The sequence below is a fragment of the Pseudoalteromonas sp. CO348 genome, assembly GCF_004208845.1.
Lineage (GTDB): Bacteria > Pseudomonadota > Gammaproteobacteria > Enterobacterales > Alteromonadaceae > Pseudoalteromonas > Pseudoalteromonas maricaloris.
The window spans coordinates 20,681-44,162 of the sequence record NZ_SGPI01000040.1; the positions used below are offsets into that span (position 1 = coordinate 20,681).

Genomic DNA, 23,482 nt, shown 5'->3' on the forward strand with positions numbered 1-23,482 from the left:
CAAGAATCCCACTCTCACATAATGCAAAGTTAAGTGAGTTAATTTCTACTTGATTTTTTTCTGTTTGGCTGTAAATTGTACATCTGAGGTGACTCACACTGAACTAAAGGAGATATCATTGAATTTTCGGTACCTTGCAAAACTAGTTACGGCGTTAAGTAATTCTGATTCAAAAACAAAAGTTATATTTGGTTTAATTGCCACTGCTTTTGTGTTTGGCTCCGCAGGCTACTTCTTGAATACCGTAAGCCAAATATTTCTGTAGAAAACATAGTTGCCAGTATGTAGTCGGCAACTTTCAACTCGACCTATAAATTTTTTACTGGTTGCAATTGCAGGATTGTCGGCATTTTATTTGCGTCGTAAGCTGAGTGTATAAAAAGCAAGGAAGTAATAGTGTGTGTGATTTTAATAGCGAGATTTTTCAGTTCTGGGGCAAGGCCGACGAACAAAATACTTTACCCGCAGTGTGCCATATGCTGGATGTGGCCTTTGTGGCCTGGGCGATTATTCTCAAGCTGGCAGCTCAGGAGCGGGCTATTTTACTCAAGCCGCTTTTAGCTATTGAAGGCGTTGATGAAGATACCGCGATTGCTATGGTAGTGTTGCTTATTGCCCTGCATGATATTGGTAAGATCACACCGGGTTTTCAGTATAAGTTGCAGGGCCGGGTAAAGGATTTATTCGACATTAACACATTCAAAGTGTGTGGAGACGCTGAGACCAAACATGGCAATTCAGGGTTTGTTATTTTGCATGACTACTTGTGTGGACAGTATGGAGTAGATAAAAGTGTTGCGAGAGTAATATTTTCTGCAGTAGCCAGTCATCATGGTGTATTTGTAGCGAATAAAAAGCAATGTGGTTTGTGCGGCGATGAGCAATGGAGCGAGGTGCAGAGCAATACGATAGAATGGTTAGCCGATTACTTTTCCATTGACCTTTATCTATTTAACCAGCTTGCAGCACAAACCTTAACGCCAGCCTGGTACTCTTATATGGCTGGGCTGTGTTCGGTTGCTGATTGGATTGGTTCAGATGAATCAAAGTTTAGGTATTGTACAGCCAGTGACTACAATGCTGTGCAAAGAATGGATACTGCCAATGCGCTTGTGAGCTTATTAAATATCAAGCATGTCACAGCTTCAAATAACAAGGCAGATTTCGTAGATGTTTTTGGTTTTAAGCCTAATGCTTTGCAATTAAAGGTATTAGAGCTTATCAAGCTCAACGAGCTGCCCTGGCTCTCGATTATTGAAAGCGGTATGGGAAGTGGTAAAACAGAAGCGGCGCAGGTTTTAGCCGATCATTTCATTCGCCACCTGGGCCACTCGGGTTTGTATGTGGCCATGCCATCACAAGCGACAGCAAATCAGTTATTCAAACGGACTTTAAGGTTACTTAAAAAAGATGTGCTTGGGTATCAGAATATAGAAACCCACCTAAAACACAGCAACGCAGATTTTGAGCCGCAATATGAAGCATTAAAATTAAAAAGTATCGACTATCAGCATCAGCAAAACACCACTCCCTCAGTGGTAGCAAATCAATGGTTCACGCCAAAAAAACATGGCTTACTGGCCGGTGTCTGTGTGGGGACTATTGACCAGTTGCTAATGGCTGCAATGCGCTATAAGCATAACTTTGTCAGATTATTTGGGCTCTCAAATAAAGTTCTGGTACTGGACGAGGTGCATTCATTACAGAGTTTTCAGCTAGATTTGCTGAAAAATACGCTGCATTGGATGGCCAAGCTTAATGTCAGAGTCATCATTCTTTCTGCAACCTTGCCCCGAACTATGTTGGTTGAGCTGGTTCAGGCGTATGGGCAAGCATCTGAAACAGAGATTGAAGTAGAAGATAAACCCTATCCAAGGATCACCACATACAGCTCAGGTGCTCTGGCAAGGTCTCACACAATTATAGAAACTGAGAGTGATAGTCAAAAAGAAGACTTAACCAGCCCACCCGGAACCTACAAGATAAAGCTGCACTCAACGTCTCCAAAGTTGTGTATCAATAATATGGCAGATGATGTTTTAACGACGGCCAATAACGCAGGTTGTGGCGTGTTTGTTTGTATTTTGAATACTGTTGATAAAGTTCAGGAAATGTCCAGGCTCATTGCAGGACATTGCAGCGAAAGTGATGGTCGAGTTGAGTATCTAACTTTCCATGCAAAGTATCCATTGGCCACACGTTTGTCCATTGAGGAGATGATTGAATATCAGGTTGGCAAACATCCTGCGGATCATCGTAGCATCAACCCTAACCGACCAGTGAAGGATAAATGTTTGATCCTAATAGGGAGTCAGGTCCTGGAACAAAGTCTGGATTATGATGCATGCGAGATGTTTACCCAAATTGCACCAATTGATCTGCTTTTGCAAAGAGTTGGCCGTGTTTGGCGTCATCAAGTCAATAACGCTGTTCGCTCCAAGTTTATTAAAACACCCACACTAAATGTCTATCTGCCTTCAATGGATAAAATTCCCGAGGACTATGGAGAGTGGTTTGGTCACGGTGAAATATTTATCTACCCCTCACATCTACTGGCTGTAACAACTCGCTTGCTTTGGGAGAGGAATGAGGAAGTAAGTGGGGGTGGCTTTGCCATTCATATTAATAGCGATATGGATACATGGATCAATAAAGTGTATGCCGATGTTGATCAACAAATAACCTGGCTTGAGCAGGAATACGACAAGGCATTTGAATTCAGGCTGGATAAGCGGACGCAATATACTTTGGCTAAAGAAATGATGTTTGATGCGGATAAGTCGAGCGTCAGGGCTCTATTAAAGTACACGAATAGTGAAATTGAAAACGATGACATTGTCCTCAGCACGCGTTTAACCAGTGTCAGCGTTCAATTGATTTTTCTTGTTGATAACGGAGAAGGAGTGCTTGTTCCGGTAACAGAGTTTCCGTCCTATACACAAAATGTGCAAGCGCTTAAACAGAGGGTAAAGGAATATGCAGAATCAGAAGCGATTGATTGGCGAGCTGGAGAAAGGCTTAAAAAAGCAGATATTGCTCGCTTAAAACAGGCACAAATATCACTCAGTCACGCCAAGTGGGTGACGCACTTTAAGGAGCAAGAAGAGTGCTGGCCGTTTAGTTTTGTCGCTAAAGAAACCTGGCGACGTTCGCCAACACTGTTTAACTGTATTCCTGTTGTTTTGGGTCAAGACTTAACTTACTCCAATAGTGGGTTGGGAGCACTTAGGTTAGATCCTCGATTGGGGCTTATGGTGGATAGAAAAAAAGTTTAAAAGTGGAGTTTCCGGTTTTGTTAAAAGTGGCAGTAACACTGCGGAGCTTTGTCCAAAATTAATGAAATTGGTAAGCAATAATTGGTTTACTTACAGAGTGTGAGGGAATATGAAATACGATTTATTAACTGAAAGCTGGATACCAGCCCTGGATTTACAGGGGGTAACCAATGAATACTCAATACTATCTTTGCTTGAGGCAGCCCCAAAGCTAAAGCGGATAGTACACGAAAAGCCGCTTGTAGTGGCATCGGTACAACGCTTGTTACTGGCCATTTTGTACCGCAGTTACGGCTATCTGGAACCGGACGAGTGGGATGAGGTTTTTGCAGCTGGAGAGTTCGATGAGCAAGTCTCCAGCTATCTTGACTCGGCTGAGTGCGCAGAACGGTTTGACCTTTTTTCAGAATCAAACCCCTTCTTTCAAACAGCAAATTTCACGAAAGAAAAGGGCGTAACAACATCGGTCAAAAAGCTCTCGCCTGATCTGGCGAGCGGTAACAATAAAACCCTATTCAATCATATTGCTGATAATCATGAGTTCTCACTACCGGCAAATGAAGCCGCACTTCAGTTACTTGTTTGTCAGTATTTTAGCTTGGGCGGTGGGGTGAGTGGTAGTTCGGTGCAGTTTGGTAAGCACCCAAACCTGACCAATGCCCCATTAGTTGGCGGTGCAGTTGTAATGGTGGAGGGCGAAAACCTGTTCCAAACTTTGATGCTCAATTTACATATGCCAAAAAATGAAGAGTGGCTCGATCGTAAAACGGACCTGCCTGTATGGGAGCAAAATGAGCCTGAGCAGCCTCAGGCTCGTGAAATGCGAGGGCTGAGTGATTATCTTACTTGGCGTGCTCGTCATGTGCGTTTACTGCCCCAAAAAGATGGCAGCGTTGCCCGCATGTTCATAGCACAGGGATTACCTAATCCAAAAGAAATGGAGCAGGAGCCTTACTTCGCTTACCGTCTCAATAAAGAGCAAAAGAAATTGCCGATTAGGTTGAGTTTTGAACGAGCCTATTGGCGAGATACGGCTAACTTATTGCAATATGCCAGGTCGACTAAAGTGGGTATAGAGCCCACAGATTTAAGGCCCGCTGGTATCCAATTGCTTGCTGCGGAAGATAATGAATTAATTGATAAGCTTCATCTTAATTGTCAGTTAATTGGTTTAGATAATAACAAAGCCAACCCCTTATGTTGGTTTGACGAGCGCTTGCCACTTGCGATTAATTTGATCGAAAAAGACCAAGTACAAAAGAACAAGTACAGTGCACATCTGGTTAAAGGTCTGGAAACCGCAGAGGCCATTAATAGCCAGCTTATGGGGGCAGTAAGAACCTTTGCTTCTCATCTGTTACCAGATGGTGCTAGGGCACAAGATATTTCAACAAAAGTTGAGTCGATCAACCCTGCGCGTTTTTACTGGCCTAAACTCAATGAGTCGTTTGAACAATTTATTTGGGCATTAAGTAATAACAGTGAAGAGGCTAAATCTAGTTGGCGTACAGTGTGCAAGGAAACAGCATTTGCTGCATTTGAAGGTGCAACGCATAGCTGGTGTTATGGTGGAGTCAGAGCACAAAAGGGCCTGAGTATCGCCAAACAACAATTGGAAGAGTCATTACACGGGAGAACATGGCAGCGTCATGTTTACTGGAGTCAGGATACTCAAGAAATCATCAGGCAGTTATATCAGTGGGGCAATCCGGATTTCCCTAAAAGAGATATTCTGGCTGCACTTAGGAAGTCTCTGGATCTGCAAAAAGGCTCTCAACTGACAGCGATATCTTACTTAGGGCCATTACTTTCCAGTGAGGATGAACGCTCCAAAGTGCAGGCTTTTATTGCTGGTTTATTTGCAAGTCACGCCAAAGTGTATCAAGAAGCACAACACAGCAGTTTTGGTCACATTTGGTATCAAGCGGATAAAGATCAGCGCCGCGGCATGAGCTTTCGCTTTGAGTGCCTGCTGGAGGCAAAAGGTGAGCAGTTAAAGCAAACGCTGCGCCAGATGGTACAAATTCTAAAAAGCAAAGATATTGCCATTGATTACCGAACCCTGATGGAAGATCTCTATCACTGGGATAGCGATGACAAACGCATTCAACTTAAATGGGCCAGAGATTACTGGGCCAAACCAACTCAATCCGACGAGTCTACAGACTCAGCAGACGCGACAAATTAAAAAGGAGTTACCTTATGTCTTTTATCGAATTTCATGTATTACAGAACTTTGCCCCAAGCAACTTAAACCGCGACGATACCAATACGCCTAAATCTTGTGTGTTTGGTGGTTCACAACGGGCGCGGATCTCAAGCCAGTGTCAGAAGCGCGCAATTCGTACGCATGGGGCATTTAACGATGCTGTTGTAGAGCATCAGGGCGACCGCGCTGTACGCACTCGTAAGCTAGCTTTTAAGATTAGAGATTTCTTGGTTGCCAATGGCAAACCTGAAGATGCAAGTAATATAGTCTGTGAAAATTTACTTGGACTTGCTGAGCTGAAGTTGGTGCAAAAAGAAGAAAAACATAAGTTCAAAACTGAATACTTGCTTTACCTAGGGTTGAATGAAGTCGAAGCGCTAAAGAATATTGCACTTGAAAATTTTGATGAGCTAAATCAGGAGGATAAAAATAAGCTAGATAAAAAGCTCGCAAAACTAGTGGGTGAAGTATTTGGTAAGCATCAACAGGCTTTCGCCGCAGATATCGCACTATTCGGCCGTATGGTCGCGGACAACAACAATATCAATGTTGATGCGGCGTGCCAGGTGGCTCATGCAATTTCAACTAATATTGTTACGCCAGCCATGGACTTTTTCACTGCTGTGGACGACGAGTTGCAGGCGGGTGAGCAAGGCTCTGGCATGATGGGTGGCGTTTACTTTAACAGTGCCTGTTATTACCGCTATGCCCAGATCAATATTGATAAACTGGCTGCCAATCTTGGACAGGATAAGGAACAGGTGACTGGCGCGGTAAAAGGATTTTTCCGGGCGTTAGTTCAGGCGGTGCCTTCGGGTAAACAAAACAGTTTTGCGGCGCAGAATCCGCCAAGCTATATCAAAGTGAATGTGCGCAAAGATGGCGCGCCCTGGTCTCTGAGCAACGCATTTACTCAGGCAGTAATGATAGACAAGCCTGATGAAGCGGAGCTTGAGCAACAGTCAGCACAAAAACTGGAAATGTTCGCTAAGAAGCTTGCAGGTATGTATGGTGAATCGGGCTTTATTTTTGAGGGCCGCAGCACTTATATCGATAATCTGGAAGAGTATCAGGACAAAGACAGTGGCACCATTGCACAACTGGAAGCTCAGATGCTTGATGCACTGCAAGGTGCTTTGGAGTGTCAATGAGTACTTTGTTGATCCGATTAGCCGGACCAATGCAGTCATGGGGGCTAAAAAGTGCCTTTGAACTGCGCAACACTCAGCTTGATCCGACAAAAAGTGGTGTGATCGGTTTGCTGTGTGCATCACTAGGGCGTGAGCGAAATGAGCCTCTGAATGATCTTACTGCATTGCGAATGGGCGTGCGCATAGATAAACCAGGCGATCTGGCATTTGATTACCAAACGGCGCTGAATGTGGCAAAGGCTGACGGTGGCAAGCCGGATACGCAGTTGTCACATCGTGCTTATCTGGCAGATGCCGCCTTTTGGGTAGGCTTTGAAGGCGACGCGGTTTTGCTTAAAAAACTGCATCATGCTCTGTTAAACCCGGTCTGGCCACAATTTTTAGGGCGTAAGTCCTATTTGCCGGGCGTTCCCTTAGTTGATCCGCATAACGCCCGTGTTGAGCTGAGTTTAGAGCGGGCACTACAACAAGCGCCAAGAATGCAAGCCGAGCATGAAAAGGCAGACGGAACACCGGTGAAATACATCATAGACAGCGAGGCACAAGAAGGCACGGAGCAACGACATGACGTGCCACTGAGCTTTGAGATAAACCACAGGGCCTTTACATTTAGAAGCGTTAAAAGCAGTTGGGGGTTGGTGGATACGGAGGAAGTGCTATATGTCTGACAATCTCTGGCATGAAAGCCGATTGTATTTTGATCCTGATCAGGATGGAGAAGATTTAGGGTTTTTACATCCCGATGATCTATACAAGCAGCATCAGTGGGTATGGCGTTGTTTTGTTGAAAGCGAGCTGACTCAGGCTGACTTTATGTTTCGTGTGGATATGGCCCTGCCAGTACCAACAGTATTTATTCGCTCAAAGCGTCAGTTAAAAGAAGCGATTAAAAGCTGGAAAATAGTCACTCAAACACAGCAGGAACAGTTCAAAGAAGCAGGGCTGGTTCAGTTCTCGTTGCGAGCTAACCCAACGGTAGATATTACGCCAAAAGGAGAGAAAACTCGCCGTCACGATGTTTTGATGCATGCCAAAAAACAGGCTCAAAAAGCAAATAGTAATGTGAATGAAGCAGTCGATATAGCGGCAAAAGCCTGGCTAGACAGAAAGCTGCAAAAGGGTGGCCTGGAGTTGCTGACTCAGTGTATTGAGTTTAGCAATTACAAGCAGCACAAAGTGGTTAAAAAAGACGGGGCTAGGCCAATTCAGCTCAGTACACTGGATTATTTTGGCGTGGCAAAAATCACCGATGTGCAAAAACTGGAGCAGGCATTATTCAACGGCATCGGTCGATCCAAAGCTTTTGGTTGCGGGCTGATGTTGATCAAGCCGTTGTAATCTAATCTGTAAGGCGGGGAGACTCGCCTTTTTCCTAATTTTTTACTTAATTTGGGAGTGCAGGGAATGGCATTTCTTCCTTTAAAACCTATTCCAATTAAAGATCGTAACTCAATGATTTTTATCGGTATGGGGCGTATTGACGTGCGCGACGGCGCATTTGTTGTGATTGATGAAGTAAACGGTGAACGGATGCTGATTCCAGTGGGCTCTGTGGTGTGCATTATGCTGGAACCGGGCACCCGGGTGAGTCATGCGGCGGTCAAGTTGGCTGCAACCACGGGCACGTTGCTTATCTGGGTGGGCGAAGCGGGCGTCAGGCTATACTCTGCTGGGCAGCCCGGTGGTGCACGCTCCGATAAGTTGCTCTATCAGGCCAAGCTGGCGCTGGATGAAAACCTGCGGCTCAAAGTCGTGCGCAAAATGTTTGAGCTACGCTTTGGCGAACCGGCACCGGAGCGGCGCTCGGTTGATCAGCTTCGGGGCATTGAAGGCACGCGTGTACGCAAAACCTATGAACTGCTTGCTAAACAGTATCAGGTAAGCTGGCAGGGACGACGTTATGACCCTAAAGATTGGGCGAAGGGCGATGTGAACAATCAATGTATCAGCGCCGCCACGTCTTGCTTGTATGGCGTCACCGAAGCCGCAGTGCTGGCCGCTGGCTATGCGCCTGCCATTGGCTTTTTGCATACAGGAAAGCCATTGTCGTTTGTGTATGATATTGCAGACATTATAAAGTTCGATACCGTGGTGCCTGTGGCGTTTAAAATTGCCAAACGGCGACCATAATTCCCCGATCGTGAAGTACGCATCGCCTGTCGCGAAGCGTTCCGTAAAGACAAGGTATTACCACGCCTTATCCCGCTGATTGAAGAAGTATTAGCCGCCGGAGAGGTAACACCGCCCGAGCCCTATGCTGACGCACAACCGCCCGCTATCCCTGAACCTGAATCCATTGGTGACGAAGGTCATCGCAGCGGAGGACCACTATGAGTATGTGCATGGTTGTTACTGAGGCAGTGCCACCTAGGTTAAGAGGTCGCTTGGCAGTGTGGCTACTGGAAATCCGTGCGGGTGTGTACGTGGGGGATGTAAGTAAACGCATTCGCGAAATGATCTGGTTTCAGGTCAGTGAGCTGGCGGAAGACGGCAATGCGGTTATGGCTTGGGCAACTAATACCGAGTCGGGTTTTGATTTTATCACTTACGGCGAAAACGCCAGAATGCCAGTCGATTTTCAGGGCCTGAGACTGGTGAAGTACACGCCCAGAGTAGATGATAGCCAGGGGGCAGATTAGCGAACGCCCCACTTTTTAATTCGATTTAATGCTCTTTAACAAGTTGGAGATTAAGATTTTTACCTCATAATGAGAGGTGCTTTTGTACCTAAAATTTTCGGTAACTTTTACTAGGTGATTTTTCTTTATTAAAAACAAGTATATAATTTTAGAGTGTTCCCCGTACGCACGGGGCTAAACCGCGTGTTAATGACAAAATCCTTAATGTAACGGAGTGTTCCCCGTACGCACGGGGCTAAACCGTAGTCGGGGCGCTGGTTGCCATAGCCAGCGCAGTGTTCCCCGTACGCACGGGGCTAAACCGTATTCACCAAATCTTGGGCTACTTTTGTGCTCGTGTTCCCCGTACGCACGGGGCTAAACCGTGACACGGGGCATCAACTCTGGCGCAATTGGTGTGTTCCCCGTACGCACGGGGCTAAACCGCAAACAGAACAACGATCTCAATACCAATCGAAGTGTTCCCCGTACGCACGGGGCTAAACCGGCCTGCTATATGGTTTTGAGTTTTCTGATAATGTGTTCCCCGTACGCACGGGGCTAAACCGTCCGATATTTTATACTCGCTAACACCTTCGTTGTGTTCCCCGTACGCACGGGGCTAAACCGACTAAAAATTTCGTTGGTGTAGCCTTAGCAGGGTGTTCCCCGTACGCACGGGGCTAAACCGTACCACGGCCTCAGCAATCTAGTTGCGCCATACGTGTTCCCCGTACGCACGGGGCTAAACCGCACACAGCTACGCGCTGAGACCATTCAGGCGCGTGTTCCCCGTACGCACGGGGCTAAACCGAGAGTGTCTGGTCTGGACTTAAAGATTTGTCCGTGTTCCCCGTACGCACGGGGCTAAACCGGGCTGACATAACCAGCATGATGAGCGGCGGCGGTGTTCCCCGTACGCACGGGGCTAAACCGGCAATAGAAGAATCAACAATAAGCTCTATAAAGTGTTCCCCGTACGCACGGGGCTAAACCGATGGTTAAAATTAAAAAGTATGGACAGTTTAGGTGTTCCCCGTACGCACGGGGCTAAACCATATCCCCTAGGCCAGAAATTCCTCTGGTTTTGGTGTTCCCCGTACGCACGGGGCTAAACCGTATCCCCTAGGCCAGAAATTCCTCTGGTTTTGGTGTTCCCCGTACGCACGGGGCTAAACCGAGCGTAGCCCAGTAACAGGCATCGCATGGCCAGTGTTCCCCGTACGCACGGGGCTAAACCGCCATTTGTCAGAGTGTTAGTGGGGTAGTGTATGTGTTCCCCGTACGCACGGGGCTAAACCGATTTCACTATACAATATGAGGAATAGCTATGTGTGTTCCCCGTACGCACGGGGCTAAACCGTCATTTCTAACATAGTGGACCATATACCCTTTGTGTTCCCCGTACGCACGGGGCTAAACCGTCACTCATCAAACAGGCCCTCCACGCTGTATTGTGTTCCCCGTACGCACGGGGCTAAACCGTCATGCTTGGTTTAGGTACTGGCTTACCGGCTGTGTTCCCCGTACGCACGGGGCTAAACCGGATGTTTTTATTTGGATTTTTGAGCAATTCATGTGTTCCCCGTACGCACGGGGCTAAACCGGTTACGCTTTGGGTTCCCTGTCAATCAGAGGTGTGTTCCCCGTACGCACGGGGCTAAACCGAATACTAATCAACAAAGGGTTGGAAACGATCAGTGTTCCCCGTACGCACGGGGCTAAACCGTCGTTCAAACTCTCTGCTGTCCACACCTCGTGGTGTTCCCCGTACGCACGGGGCTAAACCGCGTCGAAAAATTGTTACTAACATCCCTCTAAAGTGTTCCCCGTACGCACGGGGCTAAACCGATACCTAGTCCAAATTTAAATTTCCGCTGAAAGTGTTCCCCGTACGCATTCACTATCAAATCCCTGACATTGGTGTTCCCCCGTACGCACGGGGCTAAACCGCGTTCACCAAATCATCGCTGATACATGCATTTGTGTTCCCCGTACGCACGGGGCTAAACCGTTAAGTACGCTGTGCCCTCTGGATGGGATATGGTGTTCCCCGTACGCACGGGGCTAAACCGGTTGCTTGATTTAGTTGAGCAGCATAGCAATAGTGTTCCTCGTACGCACGGGGCTAAACCGCAATGAATGCTTCAGTGTGTGATATAAGAAGCGTGTTCCCCGTACGCACGGGGCTAAACCGGGGCACGCCCCTTAATAATCCCCTTCTTTTCTGTGTTCCCCGTACGCACGGGGCTAAACCGATGTTATCGCATCGTTCATTGATAAAGTAACAGTGTTCCCCGTACGCACGGGGCTAAACCGAACGACGGGGACAAGCATCGAGCTGATTGTTGGTGTTCCCCGTACGCACGGGGCTAAACCTGAGTTTTTCAGGTCTGAATCATGTGCTGTAAATCGTCCGTGAAGCAGCATCCCTCACGCATCCATGCGCTCACCTCAGCAGGCTGCGAAACGATGATGACTCCAGACTTCCTGCCTTTCGCCCTTCGGGTCAGCAGAGCTGTTCAAAAATATTCCAGATATTTTTGTCGGTCCTACTTCGCCCCCGTACGAACGGGACTAAATCGGAGTTATTCAGGTCTGGATCATGTGCTGGAATTTATTTATGAAGCTGTTAACCGGTGGCGACTTTGGACTTGCTCATACACGCTCCGGATTAAGTGATAGCCACCCTTGTTCGCCGGTTACTTATCTACATGGCCTAAATCACGCTCAGGATCTAATAAATCTCTCACTCTTCTTTTGAGCACCTTGGCTTCTGGAAAGCCATCATCTGCTTTGCGGCACCAAATTAACGTATCGTTGTAGTAAATTTCGAATACGCCTTTACTTGCAGGCGCGAGCGCAACTTGTTTTAAATCGTCGGAGAAAGTTGAAAGCAGCTCTTGTGCAAGCCAAGAAGCTCGCAGCATCCATTGGCAAAGCACGCAGTAATGAATTGTAATGATCGGTTTTTGCATGAATTTACATTAACTTGAAGATTGTGGTTGGATTTTAGCACTGTGATTTATGGTGTGGCTAGTATGAAAAAAACGGGGGTTACCCCCCGAAATTATCCAGGGAGACCTCAATCATAAGGTCAGACTTTAAGTTACGGGTTATTCACATAGTAACAACCCCTTTTGTGGTAAGTTGGGGGGGAGACGTGACGAAAATTAGGATTCTAGTGATCGTTTCTATATTGATCCAAAGTTGCGTTTAAATTATCAATCCAGCGTTGTCTATTTTTAAATTCTGATTGTATTGCCTGGCATTGAGTCGATGTTAGATCAGGATGCCAAATTGAGAATATAAGTACAATTCGGTCACGGTCGCTGCCATTATGTGCCATATGCAAATAGGAGTCATCGAAGATGGTGAGTTGATGCTCTTGCCATGAAGCACGCTCGCCATTGACGTCTAGGTAACAGTCATGGGGAATATCTATGGCTAAATGCACTGTTAAGCTGTGGTTCGAAAGGCCGTAATGTGGAGTGATGGTTTGGCCTTTGGCTAATTTAGAGTAAAACACTTCGTATGGAGATGCTGTTAAGCCATAACAAGGTACTTTCTCTAAGGCCTTTTTGAGTATAGGAAAGTGCTTTGACACTGAAACGTTTTCCACACCCTCTTTAAAAAGGGATAACGCTTGCCAGTTGTTACTGTTTGCGAGCATTGGAAATGCGCTTTCATACTCTTTACCCGACAAATAAGGCGTAAGGTGTGAAGATGCGCTATTAAACGTCTTGTGAAACTCTTTGATAATGTCGGGGATCGTAGCGTTAAAGCTTTCATACCATGCAAATTGCTCCGCGGGCCAGATAGGATGAGCACTTAGATTCGCAACGTAAAAAAGGTGTGGTGCTTGGGCTGTTTCAAAAGGTTTACTACTGTATTGCACCCAGCGACCCGACTCAATACTTGATGCTGTACCAAGGTTCTTTTCCATACACTGCCAAGCTTTTTGGAAGCGCTCAAGTGTTTGAGGGGCGGTACTATTGGCGAGTTGAAGGCGCTTAAAGCTGCCTGTGAGTGCTTCACATAAGGTGTAACATACGAGTGCTGTACTGTCTTCTCCCTTCTTCTCTAATAAATGTCCAAGGTAGAGATACACTAAGTAGTTTTTGGGTGCCAGAGTGAGGCAGTGAAAGTAGGCCTTTTCACTTTCAGGTAACGCTCCAATTTGCTCTAAAATTACAGCAACCCGATAGCTTAGTTCAGCACTTTGAGGATAGCTATCGATTAGCTTCGATAATAATAGTGGCCAACTATTTTGTGGCTCGCATTCGAGAATTGGCTGTAAAAGTGAATCTATATTGAGAGGTTGTGTCTCTTCGTTTGTCATTAAAGTGGTTTCTCTTTCTATTTAACCTGAGCTGCGGATAATTAATGCCTTTCTAGCAGCCAGTTTTAGCGCTAACTGCGTTGAATTCACTTCCAATAGCCAGCTATTGGTGCGTAAATTCGCCTTGTTTTCCCTAAAACTCTCTGGCTAGACAAGGAAAAACTAAGTTGTTCTTTAGAAACAATGAGTTTGAACATTCCTTATCCAAACCTCAGGTTATTTATTAAGAACGCCAATATCGAATGGCAAAGTCATTCGATAGTTATTACCCGTAGGGTTAAATGGCTGTGTTCCATGCCAAAAATAAGAGGGGAAAATCACGATTTGCCCTCGTTGGGGTTTTACGGTTTTGAATGGTGGAAAATCGTAGGGTGGTGCCAGTGGTGGCCGCCCAAACTCAATTACACCATTATTGCTATCGTCATTTGGCGTGTTGATATATAAAACTACACTAATCCAACCTGCGGGATGAATATGGCTTACGTGGAAACCTTGCTCCGTCAGTTTGACAGACCATGAGCCTGTAATGCATTTCTCTTTGCGTAAATGAGCTAAAAATGGATGCTCTGGATCTAAATCTAACTTATTAAGGCATTTATCTATATCTCGCAGCAGTTGAGTTCGCGCTTTAGAGATGATTTCGATATCTCTATTAAGCAAACCTCCTGAAATTTGTGAGCCATTTACTAAGGTCTGTTCACTTGGAGCTTGTTTACCTTGATGAAGTGTTAGTAAGCATGACTCCAATGCTTTAAGAAAGTCTTCAGTGTCTTGATAGCCGCCCGGAGCACTTAAGTTTGTGGTCAGAATAAAATCAGGGTTGCATAGAGCTTGGTGCTTTTGTTTATCTGTGGCTTGATATACTACGCTTAGCCAAGCTAAAGCAAGTTGTGATTTGGGCTGCGCTTGCAACACTTTTTCGAGCAGGGATTGTGCGGTACTGAACTCTCCAAGCTGGATTGCAAATTTTGCTTGCTCACATATCCTGTCGTAATTAATGACTATCTTATTGGCACTATCGAAATGCTCAAAGGCTGCATTTAGATCATTGTTTGTGGCCGCCAGACGCCCTCTTAACGCGAGTAATGTAGCGGAAGTATCGGCGTAACCTGACGTCTGGATACATTCCTCACATAACCTGTACTGATTGGTATTCCAGTAAAGTTCAGCTAGGCACTCTATGAGTTCTAGGCGGTTATTTGCTGACTCCATCGCGTTTAGTAAACTGGTAGCAAAAAGCTGATGCTGCCCACTTTGCCAATAAAGCTCGTTAATCGCTTTATGTATGATTGGATTGTATGGGGCTTGCTTTAATGCCAGATTGTAGGCTTGTTGTGCTTGTTCAAATTGACCATTTGCAAAAAAGCAGTCGCCGAGGTTGTAAAGCGGTTCATAGTGCTCAGGTGCTTTTTGATGCACAAATTTAAAGCATTGAATTGCTTGGTCAAATTTAGCCTGTAATTTATAGCAAAGGCCTAAATTGTGTATTGCCCGAAAGACAACCGGAGAGTGTTGGGGAACTTGTTGATAGTAACTGATCGCCTCACTGAGGTTTCCTCTTGTTTTTTCAACGTCCCCGAGTATTTTGGTGAGTTGTCCAGAATCATCTAGAGATTGTCCTTTGAGTGCCCACTCACTTGCCAAGTCGAGCCGGTTTTGTTCAAGATACAGAAGCGACAAGTTTTTAAGTAAATCTAGATTTTTGGGCTCAGCTTCATACAGCGCAAGGTAATGGGCCTCTGCTTGGTGTAAATCACCCGATAGCCAGTAACATTTGGCTAGATGAGTTAAGATTTCAGTTTTAAGTGGAGCGAGTTTAGCTGCATCACTTAATGAGGTTATTGCGCTTTGCCACTCGGCTAGTGATTTATAGCAAATTCCTAAAAGGTAATGCAGATCGGGGTGAGGCGAGTCAGTAAAAGGCTGTAACTTAGTTAACGCTTGTTGATATTGTTTTTGTTGGATCAATTTGAAAGCATCTTGAACTGCAATAGTAATTTCGGGCGCTTGCTTCATATTATATTTTTCTTAAACGGTCAATTAGACTGAGCTGCATACTTTTTATTTTAGCCAAACTCGACTTAGTTGCGAGTAAAGTGTTGTTATTTTGAAGTTTTGCTGGTTTCTATCAATTTTTCAGTAAACGCGATGGAAAATTTAGTAACTCACTGTAGATAAAGGACTTAATACAGCAACAACAGAAAAGGGAGCCGAAGCTCCCTAGTCTTTCAGTATCAACTGATTAGAACGTGTACACAGCACTCACGAAGTAACGTGGGCCAATTACGTCATACAACTCTGGGAATGTATTTGCTTGTTGTTGAGCATCACCTAATGGCGTTGGCTCAGTGTCTAACACATTTTTAATACCAAATGTTGCTTGTACATTATCTGTGAAGTGGTAGCTTGCACTAAGGTCAAGATACCATTCTGCTTTAGAAATTGGAGCGATTTCGTTAGTGCCTGAGTCGTCATCAACTTCGCTCATGTAGCGGGCTAGAGCTGTGATGCTTAAGTCGCCTGAAGTCCAAGTAAAGCGGTTATTACTTTGGAACTCAGGACGTGGCGTACCACAGGTATTACCGAATTTACCTTCACAGTAATTTGTTTCAGTGAAACCAACACTTGGCGTTCTAAAGAACTCATCTAGGATGGTATTCTTAGAGTTAATGTTCAGGGTTGAACCATTCTCACCAATTCCAAAATCAAGCTCTGTGGTCCAGTTGAAGTTAACGTCATAACCTTTTGTGCCTAGCGACGCGATGTTCGCGTTAAGCGCTGTAACAAGGTCAACGTTACCGTCAGGACGACGAGTAATTGCTTGACAGAACTCTGAGTTAGGATCTTTAAGTTGGTTGTAACAAATATCTAGAATATTGTTTACGCCACCACCTAGTACATCGATAGCATCATCAATTGTGATATCAAAGTAATCGATTGTAATGTCAAAGTTTTCGGTCGGTGTAATAACAAGACCTAGAGTAACCGTTTCTGATGTTTCTTCTTTCAGGTCAGGGTTACCACCGAAGCTACCTTCGATTTGCGCGTTTGCTTGTTCAAATACACCTACTTGAGAAGACGCAACACCGTGAGCCTCACAAAGCGCTCTATCAGTTTTTCCTTCTTCAAAACCGTCTACGCTACATGGATCAGTTGCGCTTGGGAAACCATTTGCAGCGCCCTGGAATAGCTCGGCGATGTTAGGCGCACGTACAGATTCTTGATAACCAGCTCGGAACGAAACGTATTCGTTTACTTTCCAGTTTAACGTGGTTGCAAATGAAGAAGCATTACCAATGTTTGAGTAATCAGAAAGACGTCCCGCAAACCATAGTGTAATGTCTTCAGCAAATGCCGCATCAGTTACTAATGGAATATCAATCTCTGTGAAGATTTCATCAACACTATAGCTACCAACTGTTGGTTCACCAGCGTTAAAGCCCAAAACATCACCAGATGCTAAGAATTCATCAGGGCGGAAGCTTGAATCATCAAAACGGCTTTCGTAACCAATTACGAAACCTATAGGCATGTCAGCAGATGGTACGGTAAATGGTAACTCACCAGCAAAATCGATGTGGAAGATTTCTTGTTTGATGTTTGTTACGTTAGATGCACCAACATTGATAAAATCAATCGCAGCCTGTGAAATATTACCTTCACCGAATATGTTCAATGGTGCACATCCACCAGATGTGTCTTGACATGCGCTACCGTCATCAGTAACTAAAATAGCTTGTCTGAAACGCGTTTCAGAAACGTCATTATTAAGTAGATTAGAGCGGTCTAGTTCAGAGCGGCTGTAGTAAGCATTGTATGCCCAGTCACCGATAAAGCCATCTACACCGACCAATAAACGCATCGCATTACGTGTATCAATCGCTTGGCGTGGACCGTTTTCAACCATACGACGACCGATTGTAGCGAATGTAAAGTTACCATCGGCGTCAAGTTGACTAACCATGTTGCCAGTTGGTTCACCTTCAGCATCAAGTTCAGGTACTAATGCTTTCATTGCAGCTTGAACATCTGCACCGAAGAATGGACTGTCAGGGTTAACTACCAAGCCATTAACGAATGCAGGAGTTGGAGCTAGCTGTTGCGGAACTTCGTTGCGGATGAAAGATAATTCGCTATATAAGCGAGTTTCATCATTGATGTAATAGTGTGCAAAAGAGTTAAGTGTTAGACGCTCTTGCGGTAATTGCAGGTAGTTATCAGGGGCATAGTTGAACGCGTCTGATGATGTATATGGTAGGCCTTCACCGTTAGGACCAAAACGGCCTAAAGTTGTACCGTTAGGAAGCGTTGGACCTGCGAATACACGAGTGCCAGGGATACCTGACGAACCACCAGGTACTAAACCTGTATCGCCTTCAGTGAGTGTTACGCTAGTAAAGTCTCTGTCGCCTTGGAAGATTGATTCACGTTTGGCGTAACCGATATAAACAGTAGCGTTACCTTTACCGTCGGCAAAGTTTCCACCCAAGGTAAGGTCAGTGTTGAACTTTTCCCCATCGCCTTCTTCGGTGATGTCGTATAACGCAGAAATTTCAGCGCCTTCGAAGTCGTCTTTCAAACGAAAGTTTACAACACCTGCTAGGGCATCAGAACCGTATACCGCACCTGCACCACCGGTAATGATGTCTACACCTTCAATAAGAGACGCTGGAATAGTGTTTAAGTCGACAACACCTGTTTGTGTCGCTGGTACCCAGCGGCGACCATTAACAAGAACAAGAGTGCGCTCGTTGCCAAGACCACGTAAGTCTACTCGAGCGGTACCGTCACCAGGGTTATTTGAGCTTGGGCCGAAAGAAGGAACTGTTAGCGGCAGTTCGGCAAGCTTTTGCTCAACGTTTAAGTTTCCCGACATGGCAAACTCAGAACCGTCTAGTTCGATAACCGGTGTTTTCGCAGTTAATGCGACACGCTGAATACGAGAGCCTGTAATAGAAATTCTTTCGACTTCTTCATTAGCACCATCAGCTGTTTCCTCGGCTGATGCTTGGATACTTAGACTTCCACCGATTAGGCACGCGGAAGTGATAAGCATACTTAACTTAGAACGCTTGAATTGTTTCATGATATCCCCTGATAGGTTTGTTTTAGATACCCTCGGTAAGTTTAATAACTCATCACAAAGGCTTATTAGTATCACGACGAAGTTATGACGGAAGCTTGGAATATGCCAGTTGAGATACGTAAGGCGATGGGAATCAGTGACGACAGGCGAGAAAAAAAAGATCAAATTTAATTTGCAGATTACATAGTAACAATCTATAACAATAATATGTTAACTATTGTGAAATAAGATACAAAGTATTAGTATCCTTGTTAACCTATTGATGTGTTTAAGGTGATGAATGAAAAGAGTGACGATCTCTATTCCTAGCTATTTATCTGAGCTTGGCGTCGAAATAAGTACAAAGTTAAAAGAAGTCGCAGTTTGTTCCCAGTTTGTTTATTATCAAAATATTGTTGATGTTTTGGAAACTATTGAAGTGGGTGAAATCGACTGTTTGTTAATTGATATTTCACATGATACTGACCTGAGACAGCAAGAATTAATCACCAGAAATTTTGACTCTGTGCCAACTATTAAAATAACGACAGATGTTAAATTAAATGCTTCTACAACAATGAGTGTTGATGGTAAAGATACGGAAGGTGCTCTGATCACCAATATTCTTCAGCTGGCATTCTCGCACTCTAAAGAAGCTTCATTAGAATATGTCCCTAATCAAAGATTGATTGTAAAAGACTCGGGGCACATTCATGTGATAAAAGTGGAAGACTTAGCTTGGGTTGGTGGTGCGGGAAACTATGTCGAGCTTCATATGATCAATCGGCAGCGCTCAATCTTGCATAGGGACACGATGTCATCAATGGAAAAAAGTCTTAAAACCTTTGGCTTTTCTAGGATCCATAAGTCTTCACTCGTTAATTTGAATGCTATCAGTGAACTTAAGACAAGAGATAATGGAGATTACGACGTTATTCTAGAAAACGGAGATTCACTCCACCTATCAAGACGTTATAAACAAAACTTATCTTCTCTTTTACAGCCAACATAAACTGACTGTAGCGTCAGCTTACTCCCTTGGCAAAATTTACGAACTCGCTGAAGATAGAGTCTTTAATTAATCTATCGGGTGTGAAAGCGTAATAGTTTTGATACGTACTTTCTATAGTGCCAATGAGGCAGACATCATAGTGCCGTTGCAATTCTGATTTTATCGAAAGTGGGGCAGGAAAAATGCCAAACCCCTGTTGACCTAATGCCTTCATCAAGGCACTGTCATCCACATGACCTGCGACTTTGATTTCTATATTTTGCTCTTGTAGCCAAAATTGAATCGAGTTCGTTACTGGGCTGTGTTTCGCTGGAAGAATGATTGGTTGCGCTTGTAATGACTTTGGGTAGTTTGCCCTAAGTTCTTCACAACAAGAAATTGAACCATAAAAGCCAATCTGGCTCTTTCCTATTTCGTGACAAAATACTTTAAATGGCAGATTACTATCAAGTGGTTTGTCCGCTAGTACGATATCGAGTTTATGCATCGCCATCTGAGCCAATAATTCAGACTGCTGACCATCAATACAGTGCAAGTTGGCAACTTGCTCATTTTCTATCAAAGGCGCAAGCCATTTTGATACTAAGGATTTTGGAATGGCATCTGAGATACCTACTTTTAATGTGCGATGTATGGCTGTTGCACCATCTTGTGTTGTTTCTAACCATTCTTTGGCAATCGAAAACATATCGTCCGCATACTGCTTGGTCAAAATGCCGAAGTCAGTCAACCTGAGTCCTCTGCCCTCTCTTATAAATAAAGGTTTCCCCAGCCGATCTTCTAAGCTTGATAGCTGCGCGCTGATGGTTTGAGGCGTCAAATGAAGGACTTTACTTGCACCTGCGATACTGCCTTCATTGCTTACTTGCCAAAAATAGTAAAGGTGATTGAAGTTTATGTTCATATTGTTCGTAAAAATCTTTCTTTTAGTTAGATATAATCAGCTTTTATCTTTTATTGAACATTAGTAGATTTGATCTCATGGCGCAAGTAGAAGTTGAGAGAATGTAGCGGATAGCGTAAGCGTTTTTAATTCGAGTCATTCTAAGTTTTCAACAAAGTTATATGTGATGCGATTGTCTGAGGTAATGATGAAATTGAACCTTGTTGGTGTAAATGAGCCGATAGCGGTGTCAAGTAAAGTGGCTTTTGCTAAAACAATAAATGAAGCGTTGTGCGGCTATGCAAACAATATTCGAAAAATAAATGTACGAATTGAAAAACAGGTGGACAAGCAGATTGGCAAGTTTACCTTATGCCAAGTTGAGCTTTTATTACCCGGATTACCAACGTTAAAGGTCAAGGCAAAAGGTAAAACTTTGTTGCAGGCATTAAATCGGGCATTGAGCAACTGCAAGCAAATCTTAAAACAGAATTATTTTTAACTCGGTTAGTTTTCAGTACCGAGTGATTCCATTCCCAAGCACTTGCAGCGGCAAGGAAGCCGCGCAATTTTTCTTAAAGATCGTCGATAAATTACCGATATATAGGTCAAAGGAAATCATATTGGCCTAAGACAATGAACGTGAACTTTTTAATTCACTCACCAGCTCAATCAACCACGAGTCAGATGGAGCAGAAAACCAAGGTTGAAGAAACGACAGAATCTAAACCACTCAGACTATCAGAAAAAGATATGTCTAAGTTATCTGGAGAAGAGGTAAGAGAGGAGCAGGAAGAAGCAGCACTACCACCTCACATTCAAAAAATGGTTGAAAAGCTAGAAGAGCTCAGAGAGAAAATAAAAGAAGAGCAAAAATTACTCGAAGAGCTAAAAGCAAATAACGCTTATTCAGATGAAATGAAAGCGGAGCTAGTTACACAAAAACTTGAATATATTTTACGTATGCAGAATCAAGTTATTGAATTAACACAAAATATCCAAAAAGCTTTAAAAGAAGCTGGGATAACTGATCCTGGCATCTTGCTTAAAGCGTTAGCTTAAAAACCCAACCAACAATATTTTACCTTGTGCCATATTTGGACGTTGGCAACATAAATCTATGCGCATGTTTGCGGCGGACTTATACAAGCGTTTTAACTTAGGAAAAGGCTTAGTGACCAACTGTAGGGTTTTTACTCTAAGGCTCCTTCTGGTTATGCCGTCTAGAAATGCATAAGACGTAGAGTTTAGTGCTGAGTGGCAGGCGCTTAACATGTCGTCTGTTATCTGATGTTGATGAATCGCTTCAAACCCAGCTTGATCAGTTAAATTCCCTGTGGATGCGGCAAGCACACAGACCGAATACACATCAAATATTCCGATTGCGCGAACTTTCTGGCTGCTCGGATCTTCGTATGCGACCATAACACACGGAAGGTTATCGGGATTATATTCCATTTGATGCACCTGATAGAGTCTCAACTCTGTATCAATATGTTTGTTCATTAGCTTTTCAAGTTGCCCAACTTGAGGCAAGGGCACGCCTTTATGTAGCGTATGAATTTCTCTCGTTTTGCTGCTTTCTTCTGCGGCTTTGACCAGCGGCATGATTTTGTTATGAAGGTCGTCGTCAGCAAACGGCTTTGACAGTACAAACGCGGCACCATAGTCAAGGGCGAGCTTAATTTGCTCACGATCGTCGACAGTCGTTACCATCGCCATGGTGACATCAAGCTGTTTTTGTTTGATTGCTTTGACGAGAGCGAGTCCTGAAATATCGGGCATATGCCAGTCGGTCAATACAATATCTGGATGCCAAGAACCAATAATCTTTAGTGCTTCTTTTGCACTTTGTGCTTTCTTTATCAACAGCTTACGATATCTAAAACGTACTAAACCGCGACGAATAATCTCAAGTGTTGCGGCACTGTCATCCACGAGCAATATCTTCACACATTACCACTTTATTGAAAAATATAGATTTATTATAGGCACGATTTTTAACCAATACTAAAATGAAAGTAAGAAAATAATGAGTGCATAATATGTTTCTAGGCAAACTACCAGTCGATGTATTTATCTATATGGCGGTGAATATCGGGCTACTGATATTAGTTTTTTGGTTTTATATTTTGCTGTTAATCCTTCGAGAATTTAGATTGTTTGCAAAGACTGCTGGTGGAGCTGGGACATCCAACGCAGAGCAACAATATCTGCTTCAGCACTGTCGCGATGCAATTAACAAGTCAATGAAGTTTGTCGAAGATAACCAACACACCATTCAAGAATTGGCTAACTTACAAGTTCACTTAGAACAGCAACTAGCTGAGGTTAAACGCTCAACACAGGATCATATTTCGCCAGAAGAGCAAACCCGCATGGATGATTTAAACAGTCAGTTGCTTAAATCGCATCGGCTAATAAAAAAACTTCGAGGAGATTTGTCGAAAAGTTTAGAGCGACTTAAGCAAACGAGAAGAAAGCTATATGACCAATATGAGTCTACAGAGGAACTACAAAAAGAAAATGACACATTAAAGCAGCAACTAGAAGCCTCTAAGTCTGTGGGAGGTACATCCGAGCAAGAGCTAGAGCAACTGGTCGCAACCTTTGAAAAAGAGCGCCAAGATATGTCTCAAACTATCAATGAATACAAAAGACAAATTGCCGAACAAAGCCAGGCTCTGCAACAGCTAATGGTTCAAGAACAAGAGGTTGAAGATGGTCCAAAGTTGCAAGCTATTCAAAAAGAGTTGGAGCAAACCCGAGATGCACTTGAGCACTTGTCCAAAGAGAAAAAATTTATAGAAAGCCGATATTTGGAAGTCGTCAAGAATCAAACCAAATAGTTAACAAAGTGTTTTATTTTTCGTGACATTAGTCTTGAGTTTGTGTAAGGTTTAGGCACTCACATTACCTGTTTTGCT

17 protein-coding genes and 1 CRISPR repeat array are annotated in these 23,482 nt (G+C 44.1%); of the genes, 11 read left to right on the top strand and 6 right to left on the bottom strand.

Annotated elements, in window-relative coordinates; all coding sequences use genetic code 11:
* The first annotated feature begins 398 nt into the window (after positions 1–398).
* The 7 genes from cas3 to cas2e all read left to right on the top strand — a co-directional run bounded on the left by cas3 (position 399) and on the right by cas2e (position 9,274).
* Positions 399–3,275 (top strand): CRISPR-associated helicase Cas3', encoded by a 2,877-nt coding sequence (gene cas3, locus EXT48_RS21105; RefSeq protein WP_130165676.1) that lies wholly within the window; start codon positions 399–401, stop codon positions 3,273–3,275.
* 109 nt (positions 3,276–3,384) lie between these two features.
* Entirely contained in the window at positions 3,385–5,463 is a 2,079-nt protein-coding gene (gene casA, locus EXT48_RS21110) for a type I-E CRISPR-associated protein Cse1/CasA (RefSeq protein ID WP_130165677.1), read from the top strand.
* Positions 5,464–5,477: 14 nt separating this feature from the next.
* On the top strand, positions 5,478–6,635 hold the full coding sequence (gene cas7e, locus EXT48_RS21115; RefSeq protein ID WP_130165678.1) for a type I-E CRISPR-associated protein Cas7/Cse4/CasC: 1,158 nt from the start codon (positions 5,478–5,480) through the stop codon (positions 6,633–6,635).
* On the top strand, positions 6,632–7,303 hold the full coding sequence (cas5e, locus tag EXT48_RS21120; protein WP_130165679.1) for a type I-E CRISPR-associated protein Cas5/CasD: 672 nt from the start codon (positions 6,632–6,634) through the stop codon (positions 7,301–7,303). Before cas7e ends, cas5e begins: the two co-directional genes overlap by 4 nt.
* Positions 7,296–7,973, top strand: a complete 678-nt coding sequence (cas6e, locus tag EXT48_RS21125; RefSeq protein WP_130165680.1) for a type I-E CRISPR-associated protein Cas6/Cse3/CasE — start codon at positions 7,296–7,298, stop codon at positions 7,971–7,973. The genes cas5e and cas6e overlap by 8 nt, the downstream gene beginning before the upstream one ends.
* A 66-nt stretch (positions 7,974–8,039) precedes the next feature.
* A complete protein-coding gene (gene cas1e, locus EXT48_RS21130; protein ID WP_240703418.1) occupies positions 8,040–8,765 on the top strand; it encodes a type I-E CRISPR-associated endonuclease Cas1e in 726 nt (241 codons plus the stop codon).
* 200 nt (positions 8,766–8,965) lie between these two features.
* Complete coding sequence (cas2e, locus tag EXT48_RS21135; RefSeq protein WP_130165681.1) at positions 8,966–9,274, top strand: type I-E CRISPR-associated endoribonuclease Cas2e; 309 nt, start codon at positions 8,966–8,968, stop codon at positions 9,272–9,274.
* Positions 9,275–9,427: 153 nt separating this feature from the next.
* A CRISPR array of direct repeats spans positions 9,428–11,633; the repeat unit is 26 nt; unit sequence TTCCCCGTACGCACGGGGCTAAACCG.
* A 322-nt stretch (positions 11,634–11,955) separates the two neighbouring features.
* Here cas2e and EXT48_RS21140 read toward each other — a convergent pair.
* From EXT48_RS21140 to EXT48_RS21155, 4 genes are all read right to left on the bottom strand, one after another.
* Positions 11,956–12,231, bottom strand: coding sequence for a SelT/SelW/SelH family protein (locus EXT48_RS21140; protein ID WP_099029779.1), 276 nt, complete (start codon positions 12,229–12,231; stop codon positions 11,956–11,958).
* A gap of 203 nt (positions 12,232–12,434) precedes the next feature.
* The gene (locus EXT48_RS21145) at positions 12,435–13,595 is read right to left on the bottom strand and encodes an aspartyl/asparaginyl beta-hydroxylase domain-containing protein (protein ID WP_130165682.1); all 1,161 of its coding nucleotides are present in this window, start codon (positions 13,593–13,595) and stop codon (positions 12,435–12,437) included.
* A 216-nt stretch (positions 13,596–13,811) separates the two neighbouring features.
* Positions 13,812–15,611 (bottom strand): tetratricopeptide repeat protein, encoded by a 1,800-nt coding sequence (locus EXT48_RS21150; protein WP_130165683.1) that lies wholly within the window; start codon positions 15,609–15,611, stop codon positions 13,812–13,814.
* 226 nt (positions 15,612–15,837) lie between these two features.
* Positions 15,838–18,681, bottom strand: a complete 2,844-nt coding sequence (locus tag EXT48_RS21155; protein WP_130165684.1) for a TonB-dependent receptor — start codon at positions 18,679–18,681, stop codon at positions 15,838–15,840.
* A gap of 280 nt (positions 18,682–18,961) precedes the next feature.
* Between EXT48_RS21155 and EXT48_RS21160 the strand changes: the two genes are divergently transcribed.
* The gene (locus EXT48_RS21160; protein WP_130165685.1) at positions 18,962–19,672 is read left to right on the top strand and encodes a LytTR family DNA-binding domain-containing protein; all 711 of its coding nucleotides are present in this window, start codon (positions 18,962–18,964) and stop codon (positions 19,670–19,672) included.
* A gap of 13 nt (positions 19,673–19,685) precedes the next feature.
* Here the strand turns inward: EXT48_RS21160 and nhaR are convergent, their stop codons facing one another.
* Entirely contained in the window at positions 19,686–20,576 is an 891-nt protein-coding gene (gene nhaR / locus EXT48_RS21165) for a transcriptional activator NhaR (RefSeq protein ID WP_130165686.1), read from the bottom strand.
* Between the two features lie 184 nt (positions 20,577–20,760).
* Here nhaR and EXT48_RS21170 point away from each other — a divergent pair, with 184 nt between their 5' ends.
* Together EXT48_RS21170 and EXT48_RS21175 are read left to right on the top strand one after the other, a co-directional pair.
* Positions 20,761–21,057, top strand: coding sequence for a hypothetical protein (locus tag EXT48_RS21170; protein WP_239359790.1), 297 nt, complete (start codon positions 20,761–20,763; stop codon positions 21,055–21,057).
* Positions 21,058–21,191: 134 nt separating this feature from the next.
* On the top strand, positions 21,192–21,617 hold the full coding sequence (locus EXT48_RS21175) for a hypothetical protein (RefSeq protein WP_130165688.1): 426 nt from the start codon (positions 21,192–21,194) through the stop codon (positions 21,615–21,617).
* Here EXT48_RS21175 and EXT48_RS21180 read toward each other — a convergent pair.
* Positions 21,609–22,508 carry a response regulator gene (locus tag EXT48_RS21180; protein ID WP_130127548.1) on the bottom strand — a complete coding sequence of 300 codons (900 nt, stop codon included), beginning with the start codon at positions 22,506–22,508 and terminating at the stop codon, positions 21,609–21,611. The two genes, EXT48_RS21175 and EXT48_RS21180, sit on opposite strands and share 9 nt — an antisense overlap.
* Before the next feature lie 92 nt (positions 22,509–22,600).
* On the opposite strand from EXT48_RS21180, the gene EXT48_RS21185 reads away from it, so the two are divergent.
* A complete protein-coding gene (locus EXT48_RS21185) occupies positions 22,601–23,404 on the top strand; it encodes a chromosome partitioning protein ParA (RefSeq protein WP_130165689.1) in 804 nt (267 codons plus the stop codon).
* Positions 23,405–23,482 lie beyond the last annotated feature (78 nt).

Bases quoted from the DNA above. Each gene is read 5' to 3' on its own strand.
- EXT48_RS21155 (WP_130165684.1), bottom strand. From the start codon at position 18,681: ATGAAACAATTCAAGCGTTCTAAGTTAAGTATGCTTATCACTTCCGCG.
- EXT48_RS21145 (WP_130165682.1), bottom strand. From the start codon at position 13,595: ATGACAAACGAAGAGACACAACCTCTCAATATAGATTCACTTTTACAG.
- nhaR (WP_130165686.1), bottom strand. From the start codon at position 20,576: ATGAACATAAACTTCAATCACCTTTACTATTTTTGGCAAGTAAGCAAT.
- EXT48_RS21150 (WP_130165683.1), bottom strand. From the start codon at position 15,611: ATGAAGCAAGCGCCCGAAATTACTATTGCAGTTCAAGATGCTTTCAAA.
- cas7e (WP_130165678.1), top strand. From the start codon at position 5,478: ATGTCTTTTATCGAATTTCATGTATTACAGAACTTTGCCCCAAGCAAC.
- EXT48_RS21170 (WP_239359790.1), top strand. From the start codon at position 20,761: ATGATGAAATTGAACCTTGTTGGTGTAAATGAGCCGATAGCGGTGTCA.
- cas2e (WP_130165681.1), top strand. From the start codon at position 8,966: ATGAGTATGTGCATGGTTGTTACTGAGGCAGTGCCACCTAGGTTAAGA.
- EXT48_RS21185 (WP_130165689.1), top strand. From the start codon at position 22,601: ATGTTTCTAGGCAAACTACCAGTCGATGTATTTATCTATATGGCGGTG.
- casA (WP_130165677.1), top strand. From the start codon at position 3,385: ATGAAATACGATTTATTAACTGAAAGCTGGATACCAGCCCTGGATTTA.
- cas5e (WP_130165679.1), top strand. From the start codon at position 6,632: ATGAGTACTTTGTTGATCCGATTAGCCGGACCAATGCAGTCATGGGGG.
- cas1e (WP_240703418.1), top strand. From the start codon at position 8,040: ATGGCATTTCTTCCTTTAAAACCTATTCCAATTAAAGATCGTAACTCA.
- EXT48_RS21175 (WP_130165688.1), top strand. From the start codon at position 21,192: ATGAACGTGAACTTTTTAATTCACTCACCAGCTCAATCAACCACGAGT.
- EXT48_RS21140 (WP_099029779.1), bottom strand. From the start codon at position 12,231: ATGCAAAAACCGATCATTACAATTCATTACTGCGTGCTTTGCCAATGG.
- cas6e (WP_130165680.1), top strand. From the start codon at position 7,296: ATGTCTGACAATCTCTGGCATGAAAGCCGATTGTATTTTGATCCTGAT.
- EXT48_RS21160 (WP_130165685.1), top strand. From the start codon at position 18,962: ATGAAAAGAGTGACGATCTCTATTCCTAGCTATTTATCTGAGCTTGGC.